Annotated in this window: 13 protein-coding genes and 1 other annotated feature; of the genes, 4 read left to right on the top strand and 9 right to left on the bottom strand. The window is 27.5% G+C overall.

Annotation, left to right across the window (positions count from 1 at the left end):
• Positions 1–6: 6 nt before the first annotated feature.
• Positions 7–1440 carry a lipopolysaccharide biosynthesis protein gene (locus B3603_RS08400; RefSeq protein WP_291563242.1) on the bottom strand — a complete coding sequence of 478 codons (1434 nt, stop codon included), beginning with the start codon at positions 1438–1440 and terminating at the stop codon, positions 7–9.
• A gap of 356 nt (positions 1441–1796) precedes the next feature.
• A complete protein-coding gene (locus tag B3603_RS08395) occupies positions 1797–3227 on the bottom strand; it encodes a lipopolysaccharide biosynthesis protein (RefSeq protein WP_291563239.1) in 1431 nt (476 codons plus the stop codon).
• Between the two features lie 245 nt (positions 3228–3472).
• On the opposite strand from B3603_RS08395, the gene B3603_RS08390 reads away from it, so the two are divergent.
• Entirely contained in the window at positions 3473–3739 is a 267-nt protein-coding gene (locus B3603_RS08390) for a hypothetical protein (protein WP_291563236.1), read from the top strand.
• Between the two features lie 158 nt (positions 3740–3897).
• Here the strand turns inward: B3603_RS08390 and B3603_RS08385 are convergent, their stop codons facing one another.
• From B3603_RS08385 to B3603_RS08375, 3 genes are all read right to left on the bottom strand, one after another.
• The gene (locus B3603_RS08385; protein WP_291563233.1) at positions 3898–5601 is read right to left on the bottom strand and encodes a phospho-sugar mutase; all 1704 of its coding nucleotides are present in this window, start codon (positions 5599–5601) and stop codon (positions 3898–3900) included.
• A 271-nt stretch (positions 5602–5872) separates the two neighbouring features.
• Positions 5873–6235, bottom strand: coding sequence for a hypothetical protein (locus tag B3603_RS08380; RefSeq protein WP_291563230.1), 363 nt, complete (start codon positions 6233–6235; stop codon positions 5873–5875).
• A gap of 802 nt (positions 6236–7037) precedes the next feature.
• A complete protein-coding gene (locus B3603_RS08375) occupies positions 7038–11066 on the bottom strand; it encodes an AAA domain-containing protein (RefSeq protein WP_291563226.1) in 4029 nt (1342 codons plus the stop codon).
• Between the two features lie 981 nt (positions 11067–12047).
• Between B3603_RS08375 and B3603_RS08370 the strand changes: the two genes are divergently transcribed.
• Positions 12048–13535: a 4Fe-4S dicluster domain-containing protein gene (locus tag B3603_RS08370; protein ID WP_291563222.1), complete on the top strand. Its 1488-nt coding sequence runs from the start codon at positions 12048–12050 to the stop codon at positions 13533–13535.
• Between the two features lie 137 nt (positions 13536–13672).
• Here the strand turns inward: B3603_RS08370 and B3603_RS08365 are convergent, their stop codons facing one another.
• The 4 genes from B3603_RS08365 to B3603_RS08350 form a co-directional block, all read right to left on the bottom strand.
• Complete coding sequence (locus B3603_RS08365) at positions 13673–14422, bottom strand: hypothetical protein (RefSeq protein WP_291563219.1); 750 nt, start codon at positions 14420–14422, stop codon at positions 13673–13675.
• A 531-nt stretch (positions 14423–14953) separates the two neighbouring features.
• The gene (locus B3603_RS08360; protein ID WP_291563217.1) at positions 14954–15949 is read right to left on the bottom strand and encodes a LacI family DNA-binding transcriptional regulator; all 996 of its coding nucleotides are present in this window, start codon (positions 15947–15949) and stop codon (positions 14954–14956) included.
• 1204 nt (positions 15950–17153) lie between these two features.
• Complete coding sequence (gene ileS, locus B3603_RS08355) at positions 17154–20258, bottom strand: isoleucine--tRNA ligase (protein WP_291563213.1); 3105 nt, start codon at positions 20256–20258, stop codon at positions 17154–17156.
• Positions 20259–20400: 142 nt separating this feature from the next.
• Positions 20401–20619: a binding site (T-box leader), on the bottom strand.
• A 277-nt stretch (positions 20620–20896) separates the two neighbouring features.
• Positions 20897–22522: an exo-alpha-sialidase gene (locus B3603_RS08350; protein WP_291563210.1), complete on the bottom strand. Its 1626-nt coding sequence runs from the start codon at positions 22520–22522 to the stop codon at positions 20897–20899.
• Positions 22523–22950: 428 nt separating this feature from the next.
• On the opposite strand from B3603_RS08350, the gene B3603_RS08345 reads away from it, so the two are divergent.
• Positions 22951–23586 (top strand): MBL fold metallo-hydrolase, encoded by a 636-nt coding sequence (locus tag B3603_RS08345; protein WP_291563208.1) that lies wholly within the window; start codon positions 22951–22953, stop codon positions 23584–23586.
• Positions 23587–24047: 461 nt separating this feature from the next.
• Positions 24048–25493 (top strand): UDP-N-acetylmuramoyl-L-alanyl-D-glutamate--2,6-diaminopimelate ligase, encoded by a 1446-nt coding sequence (locus tag B3603_RS08340; RefSeq protein ID WP_291563204.1) that lies wholly within the window; start codon positions 24048–24050, stop codon positions 25491–25493.
• Positions 25494–25513 lie beyond the last annotated feature (20 nt).

Below are 25513 nucleotides of genomic sequence, written 5' to 3'. Positions count from 1 at the left end.
GTACTTTTAATTTTTTTTCAATTTTAATTTGAGTTTTTTTAGTCCTTCTCCTAAATAATCCTTATATACAACCATTAACAGAATGATTTCACCTATTCCTATAAGTATATAAACTAAGTTAACTTCCATAAAAGTTGAGTACAATACATAGAGTGTTAATGCTACGGTCATTATAGAGAATTCCTTTATATGATAATTAACTTTAAAATGCTTTAAAGATATGAAAGTTCTCATAGCAAAGAATATTATATAAGAAATTCCTGTTGAAATAGCTGCACCCTTTGCACCATATATAGGTACTAATATAATATTACCTATTATATTAGCTATGCATGATACTGCTGCAATATATATATGTGATCTAGGATTTTTAAGGAAATTAATTCCCATAACAGTAGTTTCAGATATTGTGTACATTATTGGCATAAAACTTAAAAATGGAATTAAGAAAATAGCACTTCTATATTCTTTACCAAGTAATAATATTATTAAATCTCTAAATAATATTAAAAGTATACCTCCAAGCATCATTGTCACGGTTATTAATAAATTCATTTTCTCAAAAAACTTCGTATCATTTGGGTCTTTTTCATAGCGTTCAAAGGCTACTGGTACCCAAAATGTTGTAAAAGAACTTTGAATTATATTTAATATAGAAATAATTTTAAAAGCTGATCCATATATTCCAACTTCATTCAAGTCATTAAAATGTTTAATGGCTATCTTATCTGCTGATTGGAAGAGCCAAGTGATTACAAAAGTAAATAGCAATGGTATTCCATATTCTAATATTTCTTTTTGCCTTCTCTTATAATCTTTTTTATTTAAAGTAAATATGTTCCAATAATTAAGTTCTACCACTACCCCCACCAATGTAACTACAAGATTAGAGAAAAAGGCTGCATAAGCTAGTGTTCTAAAATCTCTGTTAAAAAATCCTGCTGATAGAAGTATAAATATTAAATTTGAAACTTTCTGTGCTATTAAAAGCGCAGAATATGTTTTTCCCTTTTGCTGCATTCTAATTAGCATAGTTGCAAATCTATTAAGTATTAGAAATGTTGTATGTACTATTAATAATATAATTATTCTTATACTATATTCTCCAAATAAATAGTTAGATATTTGTTTGCCAAATAAAACTAATATCAATATAGAAGCTATATTTAGTATAAAAGGAATTTTTAAACAACTAAAGAGTAAGTTCTTTCTGTCCTCCTCTTTCTCTTCATAAAAAAATCTAACAAAGGCTTGGTCTATTCCACAAATTATAAAAGCCATTGTTATATTTGTGTATAACTCAAACATTGAAAATTTACCAAATTCCTCTGGTGATAAAAGTCTAGTAGTTATAGGAGTTGTTACAACTGCTATAAGAATGCTAATCCAACTTCCAATGGAAAAAGATAAAAACTTACTTATCAAACTATCCTTCTTCATAATAGTTCTCCTTCATTTAACGTTCTCTTTATAGTTGTCTTAAAAGACATATAACTTTATTTTATACTTCTATATTATTATGTCAATATTTTAGTTCCCTTAACATATAGTCATAATGGTTAAAAAGTTATTGTATATCTAAGTATAGCTATGCCTTTAAATATTTTAATTAACAACTTTGTCAATGGAGAATTGACGAGGACAATTGACATTTGAGGTTGAATTTAATTCTAAATTTCTCAGTGTAATTGAGAAATGTCCATAATTGTCAACTATCAATTCTCAATTAGTTAAAGCATCTTAATCTTTCATATAATAAATTAAGATGTTTTTAATTTTGCTGTAGTATATATAAACTATTTCTTAATATACTTTTTAATAAATATTGATATTCCCCTATTTATATAATCTTTATAAAGTATATATAATAATAAAAGCTCTCCAATTCCTATAAATATATAAATCATATTAACCTTATTAAAAGTTGCATATAGTACATAAGATGTAAATGCCAATGTTATAATTGAAAATTTCTTTAAGTGATAATTTACTTTAAAATATTTTAACGAAATGGAAGTTCTCATTATAAAAAATATAATGTTAGAAAGCCCTGTAGAAATAGCCGCTCCCTTTCCTCCATAGATAGGAACTAATATAATGTTTCCTATTAAGTTTAATACAAAGCACACTACTGAAATATGAATATGAGCTTTAGGATTTTTAAGAAAATTAATTCCTATAACAGTTGTTTCAGATATGGCGTACATTATTGGCATAAGTGTTAAAAATGGAATAATAAATCTTGCTACTCTATATTCTGGACCAAGAATAAGTATTATTAAATCTCTAAAAAGTATTAAGAGTATTCCTCCTAAAAACATGACTATGGTTATAATTTGATTCATGTTCTCGAAAAATTTTACATTTTCCGGTTCATTTTTATATTTTTCAAAAGCCACAGGTGTCCAAAATGTAGAAAAAGAATTTTTAACTATATCAATTATTGTTATAACAAATCCTGCTGAAGCATAAACTCCAACTTCTGATTTTCCACAAAAATACTCTATAGTTCCTGTATCTGTCATTTGAAATAAAATTGATATTAATGTTGTAAAAGCTAATGGAACGCCATAATTCAAAATTTCTTTTTGAATTTTATCATTCTGATGCTTTTTTAAAGTGAAAGGATTCCATATTTCTAATTCTACTGATATAGCAATAAGTGTTACTACTAAATTTGAGAAAAAAGCTGCATATGGTAAGGTCATAGAATTACTTCCATAGCTAATACTATAAACTATTATAAAAATTAAATTTGAAATTTTCTGTGCTACTATTAATGCCGAAAATGTTTTTCCCTTTTGTTTCATTCTAATTATAGTGGTGGAGAATCTATTAAGCATTAAAAAAGTAGTATGTAGCGCTAATAATATTACCCCTTTTTTATTTCCTTCAAATACATATGAACTAACCGCATTTCCAAATATAATTAAGAATAAAATAGAAATAAAATTAACTATAAACGGTATTTTTAAACAGTTAAAAAGTAAATTCTTTCTATGATTTTCACCCTCATCATAAAAAAATCTAATAAAAGCACTGTCAGTACCACAAATAATACAAGCCATAGCAAAGCTTGTATACATTTCAAACATTTTAAAAACACCTAAATCGTAAGTTTTTATAAGTCTTGTGACAATCATTGATTGAACAATCCCTATTATAATAGCTATCCAGCTTCCAATAGAAAATGATAAAAATTTTTTAAATAAATTATTCTTACTCATAATTAAACCCCTTAAATCCTATCTGGTAAAATCCATTATAAAAAATAATGGAGAATTTAATTTTATAATTTAAAAAAATAAACTAAACTATAAGGCTTAGTTTAAACAAGATTATTCTATAACTTTTATACCTATATTCTACTTTTGTGCTTTAAACCCTTTTCTACAAAATTTTAAGCCTTATACATAAATTCTTTATATTTTGAACAATATATAGTTATAAAGAGTATTAAGGAGGTTTTCTCATGAAGAAAAAATCCATTCCTTTAGTTTATCCATTAGAATCTGAAAACCATAATAATTTTCATAGTATCTCCTATGATATTGAATTAACTTATGAAAAAAACGATACGGTAAGAGATTGGGCTTATCATTATTTACCTGTGGAAAATCAATGCAATTGTGATTTTAATGCTAATGTATATTTAAATGAATTTCACGAAGACCTATCTATTGATAGTAACAATACAAACTATATACATAATGATTATGAATACTATTCAAAGTATTAAGAATAAAAATTTCATTTCATAAATCCTACCTAATATATAAAAAACGTNNACGTTTTTTATATATTAGGTAGAATCAAAAAAAATTTATAAATGCTAAAACGCATTTTTAATTTCTAAAGTACAAAATTTATTTTCAACTATTAGCTTATATCTCTTATTCACTCTAACTTATTCATTACATATTGTTTTAAGTTACTCAATTTTTCTTCACAAGATTTAAGAGAATTTCCTCTAGCTGATATATAAATTTTTATCTTAGGTTCTGTACCAGAAGGTCTTATAACAATCCAAGAGCCATCCTCCAATATAAACTTGATAACATTTGATTTAGGTAAATTTATATTTTTTATACTATTATTCTCTAAAGTCTTAACAAATCCTAATTTATAGTCTTCAATTTCTTTTACATTGTATTTACTTATGCGAGTTATATCTTTCCTAAAAGAATTCATTATATTATTAATTTTATTTACTCCTTCAATTCCATTAAACTCTAAAGATATTAATTCTTCTTTATAATATCCATACTCTTCATAAAGCTTTGTTAAGGCTTCATATAATGATATACCTTTAGTTTTATAATAAAGTGCCATCTCACATACAAGTATTGCCCCAATTATTCCATCTTTGTCTCTTACAAAATCTCCACATAAATATCCATAACTTTCTTCAAAGCCAAAAATAAATTTTTTAATCTTTAATTCCTCGATAAGCTCACCTATATATTTAAAGCCTGTAAGAACTTCTAAAATTTCTACTTCAAATTCTTCACCTATAGGTTTAACCATGTCCGTAGTTACAATGGTTTTAATTATTACCCCATTAGAAGGAATCTCATTTATTTCTCTTAATGAGGTTAAAATATAATGACTTAAAAGTGTTCCTAATTCATTCCCTGTTAATAGTTTATATTCTCCTGTATGGTATTTAGCCATAACACCTATCCTATCACAATCAGGGTCTGTCCCTAATATAACATCAGGGTTAATATCTTTAGCTAATTCTAAGGCTATATTAAAAACCTTGGGATTCTCTGGATTAGGATAAGGTGCCGTTGGAAAATTTCCATCAGGTTTTTCCTGATCTTTAACTACAAAAGTATTTTTATAACCTAGTTCCTTAAATAACCTTCTAATAGGAACATTTCCTGCACCATGCAGCGGAGTATAAATAATATTTAATTCTCTACTATTTTCTTTTATTAATTGCTTTCTTATAGTTACATTTTTAACCTTTTGTAAATAAGAAGAATATATATCTTCTCCAATATAATTTAATAACCCTTTGTTTAAAGCCTCATTCTTTGAAATCTTTTTTATATCATCAAAATCTTTAATTAAACTAATATGGTATAGAATTTCTTCTGCTGCTTTATCAGTTATCTGAACTCCACTTTCATTATAAACTTTATAACCGTTGTATTCTTTAGGATTGTGAGAAGCAGTTATAACTATACCCGCTTTACAATTTAATTCCCTAACAGCATAAGAAAGAATAGGTGTTGAAGTTAAAGTATCAAATATATATACCTTTATATTATTTCCACAAAAAACTCTGGCTGCAAACTCTGAGAATTCATAAGACATATGCCTTGAATCATATGCTATAGCTATAGAAATATTTTCTTTATATTTTTTTGTTAGATAATTGCTTAAACCTTCTGTTACCTTGCCTATAGTATAAATATTTAATCTATTAGTACCTGCCCCTATAATTCCCCTTAATCCTCCAGTGCCAAAATCTAAATCCTTGTAAAATCTATCTTTTATTTCATTTTCATCAATGGCTTTAAGCTCAAATTTTGTTTTTTCATCTACTGAATTAGAATTCAACCATAAATTATACTTTTCTTTATATAGCATATTTCCTCCTAATTTTAATTAATAAAAAGCTATATTAAAAAACCGTTACTAAACTTTATTTACTATATAGATCTCTAAAATAACTATTCAAAAGTATAATGAATATTTTAGTATACTGGTTAATTACCTTTTAAACATGCCTTGCTTAAAAATAAAGGTATCAATTTCCATAGAGAAAAGAAACATGTACACATTGTAGTACATGTTTCTTATATCAGTATATGAAAAACCGTCAAAATATTGCATATTTTCCACAAAATATTATTTTAAACTATTCTACTTTCTCTTCAGTTTCTTCAACTTCTTCTTTTATTTCAGGATTAAAAAACTCTAATTCATCCTCATCAAGCTTTGCACCTGTAGTTTTTATTAAGTCAAAGATTTCTTCATCATTTAATAACCTTGCTTCTACCCTATCAGCAAAAGTTCTAAACATTTCTTCTCTAAAATACTCTGAATTTATTCTAGGTAGGTTTGGAAGTGGTGTAAATCCATAATCCATTGCTTTTTTTACGCCTTCAACATCATATTTAAAGTAAAATTTAGATTTTTTCTTTACAAGTTCTCCAACTTTAATCTTTTCTCCATCACTATTCTTAAACATTAACCATAGTATGTCTTCCCTATTATTCATATCTTGAAGCTCCTTTATTTCTAAATTAAAGAAAAGCAAGTATATTCTTACTCGTTTTTCTTCATTATATTTACATTAAAATTTTAAGTATCATATCTATATATGATTTATTCTAATCCTTTTAGTTATCCTTTCGCAATATTAATTATTGCTTTTAATGATACAACTTTTTTAAAATTAATTTCCAATATCAGCCATAGTGCCTATATATTCTTAACCTTTTAAGTCTTTTGCCAGTTATATCCTTTTAAATTCCAATACTCATCTTAATTATAAAGCACTTTTTAAGAACTAAATATATTTACTATAGATATACCAGATCTAAAATTAATATATATGAAAATAATTGATATTTTTTAGTATTATAGTTAAACTACTGAATTTACAATTCACAGTTCACAATTCACAATTGTGGAAATTTCTCAGCAAAAGCTGAGAAATTTAAAATTATTCATTTTTGAAGTGATATAATCACTTCTTATAAAGAACTAGCAATATATTGCTAGTAAAAATTAGTTTAAGAAATTAATTCATAAAGAATTAATTTCCACCATAATTGTGAATTTTGCATTGTGAATCGAAATACTTAAGAGTGTAACTATATTCAGCTATACATTAATTTTTAAAATAGTTTATCTATATATATAATATTATTGCCCCCCTAATAATAATCAATTCATAATACATATTCCATAATTAAAACTGCTAAATGCAATATATTTAAAATATATTGCAGATTTGATAAAAAGTTTAAATATATAAAAAGTGCTAATAATTTATACTAATTATTAGCACTTTTGTATTAACTTACAGAATCATATAGTCTTTTTATAGTTTCTTTAGGATTTAAGTAAAATTCGCTACTTCTAATCTTATAAAATCTCCAACCTACCCTTTCTAGAGTATGTTGGCGTTCGAAAGATTCTTTCCATGAATATTTTTCTTCTCTTCTCGAACCTAAACATTCAATAGCAATTTTATGTTTAGCCTTTATTACAAAATCTATTTCGTATTTACCTACTTTAACTTTAGGAATTACCTCTATATTGAGATCCTTAAGCTCCTTTAACACATCTTCTTCGAAGGTTGTAAGAATATAGTGTCCAGTTTCTTCTCTTTTAGTAGTACATTCTTCATACTCCATAGCATATTCTAATAAGTTATGTCTTACTCCCTTAGGATTTAAATCCTCGAGCTCTATAGAGTGGAATAACCACATTTGATTTCTCGCCCTACTTGCTGCAACATTAAATCTTCTTATATCTGAATCCTTAGAAAGCACTCCATATTTTACATTATCCGCTATAACAAAAGATAAGAACATTACGTCTCTTTCATCCCCTTGGAATGAATAAGCATCTCCACAAACTATTCTCCTCTTAACCATTTCTTCAATACCTAGTTTCTCAATTATAAGATTTTCAATGAACTCTGCTTGTGCATCTCCTAAGAGAGATACTACTCCCATGGTCATATTTTCATATTTAGAATCATTACAGCATTCAATAATCTTATCCACTATAGCATAGGCTTCTTTTATATTTATGGCCTTACTTTCATCTCTAAAAGCTTCTTCTACTTTAACAGTAACTATAGGCTGTTCTAATGGATTATCGTTTTTGCCACATCTTAGAGGTACAATTTCATTAGAATAACATAGTTTATTACTGAATCCTATAATCTCATCAACACTTCTAAAATGCTCCTTTAAAATTAGCCTGTTAGGGAAAATTCTTAATGCTGTATTATATAAACTTGTTTTTAAATCAAACCACTCTGCATGTGGAATTCCTTTAAGATGAGTTTCAATTAATTTTTCTACCATTGAGCTATCCTTGCCTATTGCTTCTGGACTTATTTGTTTTTCATCACCAACTATTACTGCTCTTTCTGCTCTCATCAATGCAGTTAATGCAGTAATGTCACTTTGACTACTTTCATCTACTATTATAACATCAAATAAATTTTCATTTATCTTTAAGTTCTCAATAACTCTGTTTATAGGCATTATCCATACAGGAATAACATCTTTACAATTTTCCATTTCTCTTTGAGCAATTTTTCTGTATTTAACCGCTTGGGTACCAGTACCCTTACCTATTCTTTTTATAGCTTCCATCCAAGTAAACAAACTTCTCTTCTGTAATTCAGTAGTTCTCAATATTTGATTATACCAACTTTGCTTACAAACTATTTCTTTAACTAGCTTATCTTCAATTGCCTTTTCTTCATAAAGCGCTCTTTCTAAACTTTTAATATCAACATCAAGCTCTGTAGTTATATAATCGTTCCATACTTTATGTTTAAAAGCCCCTTCAAAGTTTTTAAAGTTTGATTTTAAGGTTTCTCTTTGATGAACTAAAATGTATTTTGTAAATTTAGGGCAACTATCCATAAGCATATCTCTAAACTTCATTAACTTTTCTATATCTTGAGAGCTTTTATTTAAATAACTTATACGCTCATAATATTTTAATACAAAACTACTGTTATTTTCTTCTATTTTATCTGCAAGCTCCTCAAAACAATTATATTTTCTTAATGCTTTAATATTATCATCTAAGTACTCTGCTAAATCCTCAAATTCTTTAATTGCCTTTAAGCTAAGAAGAGAATCTTTAATATAGCTATAGCTCTCTTTTTCATAGAAATTTATTTCTCTATTAAAATGTTTAGCTTTAAGTAACCCTAAAATTTTATCTTTATAATTGTTTTCCCATTCAATCACCATAGTTATCTTTTCAATAGCATCTTCTATAATACTATTGAAATTCACATCAGTAGGGGTTATTATTCTTCCTCCATACTCTTTCATAGTATTATTATAATAATTTTTAAGATCACGCTCTAATTTATATAATTTTATATAATTATTTATAACTTCAGCATGTTCCAGTGTAGATATAGGTTCATAATCAATCTTCACACTGTCTAATATATATTTAACATTTCCATGAAGTAATTTAAAGATAGCACCTATCTTACCTTTTTCTCTAAGAACCTTTTCCACTATTTCAAAGTCCTTTTTGAAATTATTCATATCAACATTTTCAGGAAGTTGAACTTTATGCTTATTAAGCTCACTTTTTAATCTTGAAACTTCTTTTAAAGTATCTCCACAGTGCTCTATAAATTCTGTCCATATATCTCCTTTAACTTTACTACAATAATAATTTTTCATTATAGTATAAACATAAGTATTCTCAATTTCTTCTATATTTTTATAGGCTTCATCTAATAAATTTAATAAATGGTTATTAGAATAACTGGTAACTTCCTTATCACTCCACTGACTTACAACTTTTCTATGGATATAAATATCACTTAAAAGCTCTCTATATTTATCTATTTTTTCTACCAACTCTATTAATTCAGGAAGTTTGTCCATATATTCTTTAGTATTTTCATAGTTCTCTACCTCTATTAAAGAATATATTTCCAATAGCTCTAAAAATTCTTCAAATTCTTCATTGGTTAAAGGAGATTTGTCCTTTATAGAAAGACTATCGTCTATATAGCTTAGTTCTTTGCTATTTTCTCTTATGTACTTTGCCATATCCATTAAAGTATAATTTTCATTATTATAGGTAACATTATGATTTTCACTATACTCTATCTTTCTTAAACTTTCATAAATTCTATCCTGATTATCCTTACACTGTTTTAATTTAAATTTTAGAAGTTTAAATTGTTTTTTAAGTTCAGTAGTGTCTAAAGATAAATTTTCAGTAATTTTGCGTACTGCATCATCTAAATCTTCCATAGCCTTTGCATCATCACCTAATATACTCATACAAAGAGATCGAATTTCTTCTGGTATCTTGTTATTTAATACTTTAAGTGCTCTATCTGTTTGACTTGTAACTAATACTCTCTTACCATGAGCTAAAAGATGACAAATTAAATTTACTATAGTATGACTCTTGCCTGTACCTGGAGGCCCTTGTACTACCACTCCAAAATTTTCTGATAATCTCTTTGTTATTTCTTTTTGATCTTCATTATATGGTAGTGGAAATAATAAATCTTCACCTATCTCTTTCCATTTTTCTACTGTAACTTCATCTATTTCAAGTTTTTCATTATTAACTAACGCTTCTATAGTCTTAGGAATCTTATAACCCTTTCTTATCTCCTCAAGCATAGAGTTTAATTCCATATTCCACAGTCTTGTATCAACTTTTCTAAAGATTATAACAGGTTCATCATAAAAAATTACATCTCCAGTTTCTTCCATATCTAATAAAGAATCTAGTTTTTTATAATCATTACTATTATTTTGTATATCTAAAATATCTATAATTTTATCAATTGCCTCAGTTACTTCATCTTTATTTCTAGCATCTATACCTAGAGAATTTATTTGTGAAGTAGCTTCAATTATTTTTTGTAATGGAAAAGCCTCAAAACCACTTAAGATATCGAGTTCTATGTTAGTTAAGTTATTATAAGGTTTTAATGAGAATACACTATTTTTATCATTAAAACTCAAATCCATTTTTGTAGTAAAAATAGGATGCATTATTTTAACATCTTCAACTTGTCCAATTAATAATCCATGAGCATATATAACTTCTAAATTTTCACTATTTTTCTGTAATTTTAAATATATTTTAGAAAATTTATTGTATATATCCTTAGTATTTTTATTTATCTCCAACCATTCATCTCTATTTTCACTGTTAATAACATTACAACCATCTATATCTAATATATGAGATTCAAAGAATACTTCCTCATATTCATTTATATTTCTTATTCGCTTATCATTGATATTTTTAATACTATGCAAATAAGTAAATATCTGCTCTACTTTCTTATTACTGCTCAAATCTAAACCCTCCAATTTTACTATTCACTCTATGTAAACTACTTTAATTTTTTATAATAAATCCTTTAAAACAATCATTTAAATATACTACAAATATTTTTATAGCAAGCTCATAACTTCCATTGATAGTTGTATTATCAATGACTCCTCTAACTTAGTATGTCATAAAATAAGTTAGAATTTATTTTTTCAAAATTTCTAACTTTAATTACATTATAATTTATGTCAATAATATTGTAAAAGATTTTACAATATACAGTACTATCTTAAAAATTAATGCACAACTTAGTCAATTGAGAATTGACGATGGACAATTGACAATTATGGTGGAAATTAGTTTTAATCAAACTAATTTCTTTAACTGTTTTTTGCTAACAATTTTATTGCTAGTTTTCCACCTCTGGGTAACAATAGTGAAGCCCTTTACGGCTCCCCTGAGGTACAGTATAGCTCGGAACAACACCAATAAATTTAACTAGTACTATGGAAATACTACAACTGCTAGTTTCTTTATAAGAAGTGACTACGTTACTTCAAAGAGAATCAATTCTAAATTCCTCAGTTTTACTGAGAAATATCCACAATTGTGAATTGTGAATTGAATTAAGTTGTGAATTAAATAGCTATAATTAGAGAACTAAAAATAGCAACTATTTTTATGTATACGTTAGTTTTACAACTAGTACATCTATAATATTGTACTACTTTTTTAATTATAAAAAAACTTATAACAATAATTCGTCATAAATTCCCTCTATTCTTGCCTTGTATTGCATTATCCTTCAAATTTTATTACTTGTTTTATGCTTTAACTGAACAGTTCAGAAAAATGAAAATTTTCCGTCAACTCTAGATTTTTTTCATTCAAATTTTGTTATTTTTTTAACGATTTTATGTTATAATATATCTAGAAATCTTGAGGGTGAAATCCTCATTACTAAAACTATATGGGTATAAAATTATTTAAAGGGGATTAGGTATATGTTTATTTTTGAAACACATTTAAAAAAAGTTAAACATGATGTTTTAAAAAGTATTGCTATTTTAGCAAAAAAGAACAAATTAACACTTGAAGAATTAGGAAAAATTCACGAATGTATAGTAGACAAAGATAAACCTCAGTATAGATGCTGTATCTATAAAGAAAGAGCTATTGTAGGACAAAGAGCTAAACTCGCTGCAGGTTATTTACCTTCTGGTGAAAGCCTTGATGATCTTGTAGACATAAAAAATGATGATCAAATTATATATGTTATAGAGGCTGCTTGTGATAAATGCCCTATTAACAAGTTTACTGTAACTGAAGCCTGTAGAGGATGTATTGCACATAAATGCATGGAAGTCTGTCCTACTAAAGCGATGGTTCGAGTAGGTGGAAAAGCTTATATAAATCAAGAGCTTTGCAAAGAATGTGGCCTTTGCAAAAAACAATGCCCTTATGAAGCTATTTCTGAGGTCTTAAGACCATGCAAAATAGTTTGTCCTACAGGTGCACTTTCTGTAGCAACAGATAGGCAAGCTATGATTAAAAATGAAGATTGTATCCAATGTGGTGCCTGCATGACTGCATGTCCTTTTGGTGCTATCTCTGATAAAAGTCTAATTGAACCTGTAGCAAGAAGAATATCTCATGGTGAAAAAATGTATGCTATTGTTGCTCCAGCAATTGCAGGGCAATTTGGCGCCAAAGTATCAATGGGCCAAATAAAGACTGCACTTCAGAATATAGGATTTATAGAAATGTATGAGGCTGCTTGTGGAGCAGATGTAGTAACTGCCCATGAAAGTAAAGAATTTATTCATAAAATGGAGAATGGTGATAAATATATGACCAACTCTTGTTGTCCAGGCTTCTTTAGTTATATTGAAAAAAAATTTCCTACTGAAACAGCTCATATATCTACAACGGTTTCACCTATGATAGCCACTGGTAGATATATAAAATCTTTAGATAGTGAGGCTAAAATTGTATTTATAGGACCATGTACTGCTAAAAAGTCTGAAATAAGAAGAGAACCTATAAAAGATATTATAGATTATGCTCTAACCTTTGAAGAATTATCTGCACTATTAGATGCATTCGATATGGATCCTGAAAAATGTGAGGATTCTAATGTAGATGGTGCTTCAATTTATGGTAGAGGTTTTGCCGCTGCTGGTGGATTAACTGCTGCTATAGAGAATTATATTAAAAGTCAAAATGTAAATGTAGAATTTAAACCTGTAAAAGTTAGTGGCCCTATGGAAATAAAAAAGGCTATGTCATTGGCTAAAGTTGGGCGATTACCAGGAAATTTCATAGAAGGTATGATGTGTGAAGGTGGATGTATAGGCGGTGCTGGAACAATTCTTCCACCACTAGCAACAAAATTAACTTTTACAAAGCAAAATAACCAAGCTACTAGAAAATCAGTAATTGAAAATGAAAAAATTGCAGAGTTTGAAGCTTTAAATTTAGAAAGATTATAATATAAAAAAGTTCTATATTATACCAATAAAAATTTAAATTCTACGAAATAGAAAAATGGATAAGAAAATTTTCTTATCCATTTTTCTATTTATTAAAAGCCTAAGTCAAAATGTAATAACTTTAATGATGCCAATTTTTACTCAATATAAAGTACTTTTATTTTGCTTTTTAATGATACAAATTCTTTTGAGATTTTAGTTAATATGAATTCTCCTGTTACTTGCTCAATTTCATTTATACCAGTAACAACAGCAACTGCAATGGAAGCAGATCCACATGAAGTTTCATAATAAAAGGTATTGACTTGATTTACCCAAATAATAGGATGAATTTTCACTTGTTTATTTTCTCTCTTTGTATACCAAACTACACCTACAGCACTTCTGCTTAAAAGGCCTAATTCACTAGTAACTTCCTTATGAATATCTTTATAGTTACTAGGTAATTCCCCCTCAATAACGATATGAACGATTCCACCAAGATCAACTAAAAATGCTTGTGTACCATTAGAAAATTTAACTTCTTTTGAAAGTATATTCATTCCATTAAATATACTTTCAACATTATATTCATTATCGGAATATTTATTTACAGTTGAATGAACAATACCATTAAATCCAGAAACAGTAAAGTCAACTATTGATTCTTTTCTTAATATTGAAAAAACTGCTGCTGCAGCTCGAGAAGCATTTCCACAAAACTCACCTCCAGCCATTTCAAAATGTAAATCCTTTGGAATAAGAAAACCAGACTGTTCAACTTCAAAATTATCATACTTTTTTATTAATTCATTGCCATTACTGCTATACCATTCTCTAGTTTGTGAATTTTCAATAAGTTGAATTACTGTAGTATTTCCTCCAGCTGCACTTACCAAATACTTCATATTACCATTCCCCTTATACAATTTTTTTACTGACCATATTTATATAAACAAATTATTTAAAAATATACTTAATTGAATTAATCATAAAATTTTTATAGGTTTTTAATTATGATAAATCAGATATTTCTTATAACTGGATAACTAGAGCTTTACTGGATTGTTACAACTAACATCTATATAGATAAACTACTTTAAAAATTAGTGTATAGCTGAATATAGCTACACCCTTGAATGTTTCAATTCACAATTCACAATGNNAAGTGATTGTATCACTTCAAGAATAAATAATTTTAGAACTGGTATATCTATAAATGTGCTACTTTAAGATTTTGTTTGTAAATTCTATAAATTCTTAAAATTGTGTTATTAAATTATTTAAGCTTACACTAAATTTAAACAAAAACAGGATTTGCTTGCGCAAATCCTGTTAACTTATATTGTCTACTGCAAGACTTTCATTTATTTTCTTAAAACATTTAAAAACTTTTAAAATATTTTTTTGTAGAAAATACTTTTTAAAGGAAAGTCCTTCTATTTACAAGAGTTTCTCTCTATTATTTCATAAGGTAGAACGAAGTATTTTTTATCTATTTCTTCCTTATTTATTATTTTTATAAGTAATCTCATACTTATTGATCCCATATCATAAAGTGGCTGAGATATAGTTGTTAAGGTTGGATAATACATAGAGGCTAAATCCGTATCACTAAATCCCATAACATCTACGTCACCAGGTACAGATATATTTCTTTCTCTCAACGCATTAATAACACCTACTGCTACTTCATCGCTTCCACAAAATACAGCATCTACTTCATTATTCTCAAGTATAGTGTTTATACCTTTATATCCTTCTTGAGCATTTAAGGAAGAGAAATAAACTAGAGACTCATCAAATTCAAGTTTTTCTTCTACTGCACTTTTATAACCTTTGAAAAGTTTCTCGTAATTTCCACCATACATTGATGGGAAGAATCCTATAAAAGCAACTTTTTTATTTCCCTTATCAATTAAATAATTAGTTGCATCATATGCAGCTTTATAATTATCTATAGTTACACTTGGGTATTTACCCTTCTTATCACCTGTACCTACAGATACAATTGGTAGTTCAAGTTCATTAATAAGCTCTTCAACTTCATCTACAAGAGCATTACCTATATAAACAACCCCATCTACCATCTTCTCTTTTAGCATTCTAAAGCTTTCTTTTTCCCTTTCTAAGTCCAGATCTGTATTGCAGAGCATTATGTTATAGTTATAAATATTTGCAACATCCTCTGCACCTCTAACCACTTCTGGGAAAAGAGAATTTGCAATATCAGGAATTATTATTCCTATTGTACTTGACCTATGTGTCTTTAAACTTCTTGCTAAAATATTTGGTCTATATCCTAGTTTGTCTATTGCATCTAATACTTTTCTTTTCGTATCTTCGTTTACAACATTTATTCCGTTTAAAACTCTAGAAACAGTTGCTATTGAAACTCCCGCTTCTTTAGCTACATCTTTTATTGAAGCCGCCACGTTAATCACTCCTATTATAAATTAAGCTTTATTATTTATAGTAAGTTATAGAAACATAATTTACAATAGTTTTTCCTAATAAAATGTATTCTATGTTAACTATTAGCTTAATCTTTCAATTTCTTTTTCTTTAAAATAGACTGTTGAAAATGTATAGGCTAAAACTGAAATTACTATTGTAGAAATAATTAATAGTTCTGACATATTATCCTCTCCTTACACCCAATCTTTAACTTAACTATAATATATTGGGCAATTTATTTGGTTACAAATGAATTACATTTAAATAAATATAAATTTAAACTTGTAATTTTTCTTCTCTATAATATAGACGCTTTTTAAAGATAAAAAGTTTTATTGTTTATTAAATTTTAATCAAATTCTAATAAAACGCTCCTATATTTTTTTATAATTGTTATAATTTTCTTATTTTGCCTGTTAATTTTGCATATTAATAACTACAATATTATTTTTTCAATATAAAAAAGAAAAGTGATCAACCACTTTTCTTAAAAATCAATTGGATATATTTTATATATACTATTTTAAAAATTTGTTTATTTTATTACCTGTAATAGTTTATATACTGATATAAACTCTATAGCTAATATAATTATGTATGTAAATATTAATAATAACAAATGTCTTTGGGTCTTATTCCTGTGTTTTCCTTTGCCTCTTCTATTCTTCTTTGAAAAGAAACTAAAATATATGAATACAAATAATGGTATGTTAGCTATAAGTAGTATTGCTATAAATTTTATTGGGTCTTGCATATCTTAGTCATCTCCTAAAAATTCAAATTCATCGTCTATCCATTAATTTTATATTACTTTTAATTCTTTAACAATTTTTTTAGCTTACATTTATGTTCATAGTACTTACACTTTTGTAATATATAGAATTTACTACTAGCATACCTTATACAATGAAGAATTGACAATGGGCAATGGAGAATTATAGATACTTCTCCTTTATAGGAGAAGCTTTAAATTGATTTCTTTTTTGAAGTTACACAGTAATTTTCTATATTGAAACTAGTTCTACAGTTGTTATTTAAATTAAGTGAATTAAATTCAACTATAATTATCAATTTTTCATTATTTTATAATTTATATTACTATGTAAAAAACCTTATTAATCAAATTTGAATCTGATTAATAAGGTTTAAAGCGTGCCAAATAAAATAACTTATTTTAATTTCTTAAGCTAACTTTTCTACAGCAAGGTTTAAGCTTTCTCCATTTATCTTAACTTCTTGATAATTAGAGTCTGCATTATACACTATCTCAACAGCTAATGTATCTTTAGCAATTTGCTCTTCAAATTTTCTAATAATATTTTCAAGCATTTCATTTCCAGATACATATATGTTAATCTTATCTGCAACCTCAAAGCCACTTTCTTTTCTCATATTTTGAATTTTACTTAATATTTCTCTTACATGACCTTCTTCTCTAAGTTCATCTGTAATATTAGTATCAAGTACAACTCCTATATCTCCTTCACCTGCAAAAGCATATCCCTCTAAACCTTGCATTGTCACAAGTAGATTTTCAGATGTTAACTCTATCTCTGTTCCATCTACATTAATGTTAACAATTTTACCATTGTTTATAGCTTGTGCAAGCTCCATTTGATTCATTGAACCGATAGCTTTTCTTATACCAGGTATTAATTTACCATAAGCTTTTCCGAGTATAGGTAAGTTTGGTTTTATTTGAAAGTTAACATATTTTGAAATGTCAGCACCAAGTTCTACTTCTTTTATATTAAGTTCATCCTTAACTATATCTCCATAATATTCTGGAAGTGTTCCTATTGAAACAAGCATCTTAGATAACGGCTGTCTATTTTTAATATTAGCACCATTTCTTGCACTTCTTCCAAGCTTAACTATTTTATATGCTTTATCCATTTCCATCTCTAATGAGTTATCTACTAAATCTTCTCTGTACTCAGGCCATTTGCATAAATGAACACTTTCTTCAGCATTTTTATCAAAATTAACTACTAAATTTTGATATAACTCTTCTGTAACAAATGGTATAAATGGAGAAGCTACTTTAGCTAAAGTTGTTAATACTCTATATAAAGTCATATATGCTCCTATTTTATCCTCTGTTAGATCTTCAACCCAATATCTTGCTCTATTTCTTCTTACATACCAGTTAGAAAGCTGATCTACAAAATCTTCAAGTTCTTTAGCACCTTGAGTGATTCTATAGTTTTCTAAATGTTCATCTATGTTTTTAACTAAAGTATTAAGTTTAGACATCATCCACTTATCCATTATGTTTTCTGATACAAAGTCTTCATACTTAGTTGGATCAAATTTATCTAATTCTGCATATAGAACATAGAAAGAATAAACATTCCATAATGTTCCTATAAATTTCCTTTGAGCTTCTATAACTGCATCTTCATAAAATCTTGAAGGTAGCCATGGTGCACTAGCTGTATAGAAATACCACCTTAATGCATCTGCTCCTTGATTTTCTAGTACAGTAAATGGACTTAATACATTTCCTTTATGTTTAGACATTTTTAATCCATCTTTATCTAAAACGTGTCCAAGTACTATGCAATTTTCAAATGGATTTCTCTCAAAAACAGTTGTTGATATAGCAAGTAATGTATAGAACCATCCTCTTGTTTGGTCAACTGCCTCTGATATAAATTGTGCTGGGAAATTAGACTCAAATATTTGTTTATTTTCAAATGGATAATGATATTGAGCAAATGGCATTGAACCTGAATCAAACCAACAGTCAATAACTTCTTCTACTCTCGTCATTTCTTTAGCACATTTTGGACAATTTAAATGTACGTTATCTATATATGGCTTATGAAGCTCTATTCCTTCTGGTACATTTATTCCCTTTTCATGAAGTTCGCTAACACTTCCTATCATTTCTCTGTGACCACACTCACATTCCCAAATTGGAAGTGGAGTTCCCCAGTATCTATTTCTTGAAATACCCCAGTCAATAACATTCTCTAAGAATTTTCCCATTCTTCCTGTTTTTACGTTATCTGGCATCCAATTAATTTTATTATTATTCTCTAATAATTGATCTCTAACAGAAGACATTCTTACAAACCAACTCTCTCTTGGATAGTAAAGAAGTGGTGTATCACATCTCCAACAATGTGGATATGAGTGTAGGAATTTTTCTCCTTTATAAAGAATATTGTTCTCTTTTAAGTAAGCAACAATCTTCTCATCTGCTTTTTTAACAAAGATACCAGCCCAAGGAGTTACCTTTTCAACAAATTTTCCTTCTGCATCAACCAAGTTTATCATTGGAAGATTGTAACGCTTACCTGTTTGGTTATCCTCATCCCCATATGCAGGCGCTGTATGAACTATACCTGTACCATCTGTTAATGTTACATAATCTGCATGAACTATATAGAATGCTTTTTCTTCTGGAGTTTCAAATTTAAACATTTGCTCATATTCTTTTCCAAGTAGAGCTTCTCCTTTGAATTCCGCAACAATTTCATATTCTCCCTCAAGTTTATTTAAAAGTGTTCTTGAAAGTATTATATTTTCTTCATTGTGCAGTACTTCTACATAATCATATTTTTTATTTACCGCTAATGCTACGTTACTTGGTAATGTCCAAGGAGTTGTTGTCCAAACTAATACATATTTATTCTCATCTTTTAGTTTGAATTTAACATATACGGAGCTATCTTTAACATCCTTATATCCTTGTGCAACCTCATGAGATGAAAGTGTAGTTCCACATCTTGGACAATATGGCATTATCTTATGACCTTTATAAATTAAGTCTTTATCCCACATTTGTTTTAATGCCCACCAAACTGATTCAATGTAATCATTGTGGAAAGTTACATATGGATCATCCATATCTACCCAATAAGCTAATCTTTCAGACATTTGTCTCCACATTTCAACATATGTAAATACACTTTCCTTACATTGTTTAACAAACTCTTCCACACCATACTTTTCTATTTCTGGTTTACCTGAGATTCCAAGCTTCTTTTCTATTTCAAGTTCTACAGGAAGACCATGGGTATCCCATCCTGCTTTTCTTAAAACCTTGTAGCCCTTCATTACCTTATATCTTGGAATTATGTCTTTCATTACTCTTGTTATAACGTGTCCTATATGAGGCTTACCATTTGCTGTTGGAGGACCATCATAAAATGTAAAATATTCACCATCTTCATTTGAATCAAAATTCTTTTGAATTACGTTTTTTTCTTCCCAAAGTTTTAATACATCTAATTCAATATCCATAAAACTCTTTGAAGAATCAATTTTCTTATACATAGTAAATCTCCTTCCTAATATTTAATCTATATTTTATTGTAATCTATACTAACGATAATAAGATTAATCCTCATTATTATCATTAACACAATATATACTTCCTATAATGAAATATATTTTAAAAAATAAAAAACTCCGTCCTAAATAGGACGAAGTGAACTTCGCTATACCACCTATGGTAATATCATAAACTCAAACACTAACATGTTCTATCCTTTAACGCAGAAATACGGACAAACTTACTAAAATTCAGTCTTCAGCTCCTAGGTGATTTTCCCTTAACCATCACTATGAGGTTTCACCAAATCCTCACTCTCTGTAAGTTACTTGTTAAAGTACTTTTCCTAATCTTAGCCTTTTAAAATTTTCTAAATTAATTTTATATCAATTATAGTACAGTAAATTTTTATTGTCAATTTATTTCTATCCTTTTTTTATCTTAAATATTCAAGATATTTAAGAAAGTATATTAATGTAATACTGTAATTACTTTTTTCATAAAAAGACTACTGACATATACGTCAATAGTCTTATATTAAATAGTCAATTGTCTAGCTTTGAGTGGATTATAATTAAATTTTATAATTTTTTATAAGATGATTTTATAACTATTTTTAAAATTAATAATTTTATAATACTTAATCTATACTCAGATAATCCATTCCATCATAATATTTCTGACAGCACCTATGCTCTTTTCTTCTATGATGATAATCGCAGTGTTCTTTTTCTTCACATTTTACGGTAATTTGTGGTGCAAATATATTGATTGGATTGAACTCATTTTCTATCTTATTTTTATTACCATAATTATTCTCATCACAATCATGATGTTCATGATGTTTATCACAGTCACAAGGCTCACTATTTCCAAGTGGATTTGTAGATCTTGTTTGTATAAAGAAAACATCTGGATTGTTTCCATTAATAGGATCATGCCTATTATCACTCCAAGAATGGAGTAGCGTATTTCCAGGTCCTATAATAATTTGATTATATTCACCCATATAAAATGGTCTTACACGTGGATCAAAATTAGTATATATATTTCCTGTTCCACTTGGACGTAATCCATTATCAGGTACTCGTGAGAAGGAAGTGCTTACCATTGTTTCTGGACCTAATCCATTTTCAAGAGAGAATGTCTTTTTAAATAATGCAAAAGTACTATTTCCAAGACCAATTGTGCCATTAGAAGCATCAAAACGAGTATATTGAATATGAGCACCATGACAATCAACAGCAACTGAAGGTTGAATTTCATGTGCTATATTATCAGTTACTCTTACCAAAGTCCAATTAACTCCCTTGTTTTCACTATAGGCCATATAAATATCATCTCCAGTAGTAGGTTGATTTCTTCCGTCATTCCAAACTACATAAATAACCCCATCTGGTCCTATAGCTGCTGAAGGAATTTCAAAAGTTCTTATATATTTCCTATTTAGTTCAACTATAATTACTTCTCTATTTACTAGTACGCCACTTTCTATAACAGGAACTATATTTGTAAATGCAGGCGTAATGTTTTCCACTGTAGTAGGTGAACTAAAGTTAAATCCACCATTTGTAGATCTAACCATTCTTAGAGTTCTTGGCGTTACAGCACGATTTTCATAAAAAACATATATTGTTCCATCTTTATCAACTACAATATTAGCACCAAAATTAACTTCATTAGCTATTGCTTGTGGTGCAATAAGCACTTGTGGATTGGTACCAGTTGATAGTTTTGAAAACATTAATTGATTAGTATTAAAATCAGTCCAAGCAACATATAATGCTTCTTGTCCAGGTCTATTGAAATCAGCACCGATGGTTCCCCACGGTTTGTCATCATTTGTGCCGTTACTTATTCTTATAGCTGTATTGAAATTTACAGCTTTAGTAGTTTCATTAATAATGCCAATAGAAGTTTGAATAAAAGTGTTACCTCCTGTGGTTCCTAAATGGGTATAATAGAATCTTCCCTCAGAATCTACTGACAGAACTGGATCACCTGCAGTAGCACTACCTGCTACAGATGATACTTCACCACCATCAATCCAAGTATTACCTCTATCATTAGAATAAGCATAACCACTAAATCCAGTAACTCCAGAATTATTAAATCCCATTACTATATATCTTTTAAAATATGAGATAGTTGTTTCACTTTGAGTAATATTAGGGCTTGTCCTTATATCGTTAGCAGAACTATTTGACTGCCTTTCTCCTACAAGCCTAAGGCTACGACATCTACGCTTTTTTCTATTATCTATCATTATATTTTCCCCCAAAAATATTTATTTTATTATTTTAAGAATTAAATACATTGAAAATATTTAATTGTACTTTATAATATTCTTAAAATATTTAAGGGGTAGTCAAAAACTCCCTTGCAGTTTTTATGTATCATTTTCACTAATTTTAATAAGAATAAAGTTATATCTTTTTTAGAGTTTTATGCAAGTATAATATTTAAAATAATGCTAATAATTAAATGAAATATGGTTTAATCTTTAATAAAACTGATATTAAATTACATATTTAGTTAAATTTTTCAATTAATACAGAAAAACTTTTTATTTATAAACTTAAAAATCTTTTACCTAAATATTTATAATAATTCCAATTATTTATATCCTATACTATAATTAAGATAAATTTAACAAGGAAATGTAAAATAAATAATTTATAAGGAGAGATGAAAATGAAATTAACTTGGCTTGGCCATGCTTCTTTTTTACTTGAGGATAGTGATGGTAGAAAACTTCTTACAGACCCTTTTGACGAAACTGTAGGATATACTGTTTTTAAAGGTAGAGTAGATGTAATTACCATAAGTCATGATCACTTTGATCATAATTACATTAAAGTAATCGGTAATGAAGCTAAAATCATAGATAAAGTAGGCTTTTTTAATGAATGTGATATTCCCATTAGAGGAATACCATCTTTCCATGATGAGGTTAAAGGAGCAAAGCGTGGAGAAAATATAATTTTCATAATTGAAATGGATGGATATAAAATTTGCCATCTAGGAGATTTAGGTCATCTATTAACAGCTGAAGACTTAGATATGATTGGTGATGTAGATATACTTCTCATTCCTGTAGGTGGAAACTATACCATAAGCGGCAGTGAAGCTGCTAATATCGCAAACTCAATTCAAAGTAAGATAACTATACCTATGCATTATAAAACTCCTCGCCTAACTTTTCCACTAGATGGAGTTGAAACTTTCTTAACTCACATGAAAAGTGGAGAGAGAATTAATAGTAACTCCATAATAGTTGAAGATATATTGAATGAAGATAAAAATAAAGTGCTAATACTTACAACATAAAATTTCAACTATAATATAGTCATTACATTAAAGCTTAATCCTTATACAAATATGCTTACTTGCTAAAATATTTTTAAATTACAATTACAGAAACTTATCTATTATACAATTTACAACTTAAAATAATGCACAATGCTCAGTTCATAATTATGAACTTGGCACTGTGCATTTAATAGCGCTAATTAGAATACTTAAAAATAACGTTTATTCTAAAAAATATAATAAGATCAACATGGTATATCTATACTATAGAACGTTTATATAATAGATGATAATTATAGAAATAATATCATACTTAAAAACATATACTAATGTTATAATTTTTTAACTTCTTTAATTTTATTATTTATTATAATGTATTGGGGGTAAGTTATTTTATCAAAATCACATTTTCCATAAATAAATTTATATGAGATATATAATTACACCATAATAATATGTAAATAAAAGAAGGTGAGAGTATGATATTAAAAAATATCTTAATAGGAATAGAGTACTTATTAGTTCAAGGAACTTTAGATATATCTATAAATGAATTAAAATACGACTCTAGAAATATAATTTCTAATGATGTGTTTATATGTATAAATGGAACATTAGATGATGGTAATAAATATATAAATGATGCTGTACTAAAAGGAGCAACTGTTATAATAACCAATAAAAACATTAAAATTTCCCCTCATATTACAGTAATTAAAGTAGATGATACAAGAGAAGCCCTTGCTATTATGTCATCTAATTACTATGGTAATCCTAAAAATTATATTAAGATAATAGGAATAACCGGTACTAACGGAAAAACTACTACTAGTTATATGATAAGAAATATTTTAAAAAATGCAGGATTTAAAACAGCATTAATAGGTACTATATGTAATTATATAGGTGATAAAAAAATTGAAACAGATAAAACAACCCCTGAATCTTTAGAACTTCATAAACTTTTAAGAGAAATGGTAGACAATAATATTACTCACTGCATTATGGAAATCTCCTCTCACTCCTTAGCTTTAAAGAGAACATACGGAATTACTTTTGAACATGGGGTATTTACTAATATAACTCATGATCATTTAGATTTTCATGGAAATTTTTATAACTACTATCACTCTAAAAAAATTCTATTTATAAATTCTAAGAATTCAATTATAAATATAGATAATGAGTATGGTAAATCACTTTTAATTGAATTTAAAAATCGTTACACTTACTCACTTAAAAATAACGCTTCAATAAGCGCTAAAATATTATATTCTTCCTTAGAAGGTTCCTCATTTTATCTTAATTATAAAGAGAATTCTTTACCTATTAATTTAAAAATAGCAGGATTATATAATATTCATAATGCTTTAGCTGCTTCTATGGTAGGAATTTTGGAAGGCGTAAGTTTGGATTTAATAAAATTCTCTCTTGAAAATCTTCCTATAATTGAAGGTAGATTTCAATATGTATGTGAGGAATATCCTATTGATTATAAAATAATAATAGATTTTGCCCATTCTCCTGATGCTATAGAAAAAATATTAAATACAGTAAAATCTTATACCGATGGAAGAATAATAACTGTATTTGGATGTGTAGGCAATGGTGATAGAGATAAACGCCCTATTATGGGACAAATTGCTACTGATTTAAGTGATTACGTTATAATTACTACAGACAACCCTAAAAATGAAAATCCAGAAGAGATTATAAATGACATTAAAAGTGGTATATCTTCTGATAATTATTCTGTAGAAATACATAGACCTGCTGCAATTAAAAAGGCACTTTCAATTGCTAAAAAGAATGATATTGTTCTAATTGCTGGTCGTGGTCATGAAAGTTCTATGAAAGTTAAAGATAGAACACTATATTTTACAGATGAAGAGGTTGCAATAGACTTTCTAGAAAGAAGAATATAAGAAATCTATGTAAAAAAATT

The sequence above is a fragment of the Clostridium sp. UBA2485 genome (assembly GCF_002341865.1).
GTDB lineage: Bacteria > Bacillota > Clostridia > Clostridiales > Clostridiaceae > Clostridium_J.
Note: the sequence above shows the minus strand (reverse complement) of the source record. Positions and strands in the feature narration are given on the sequence as shown.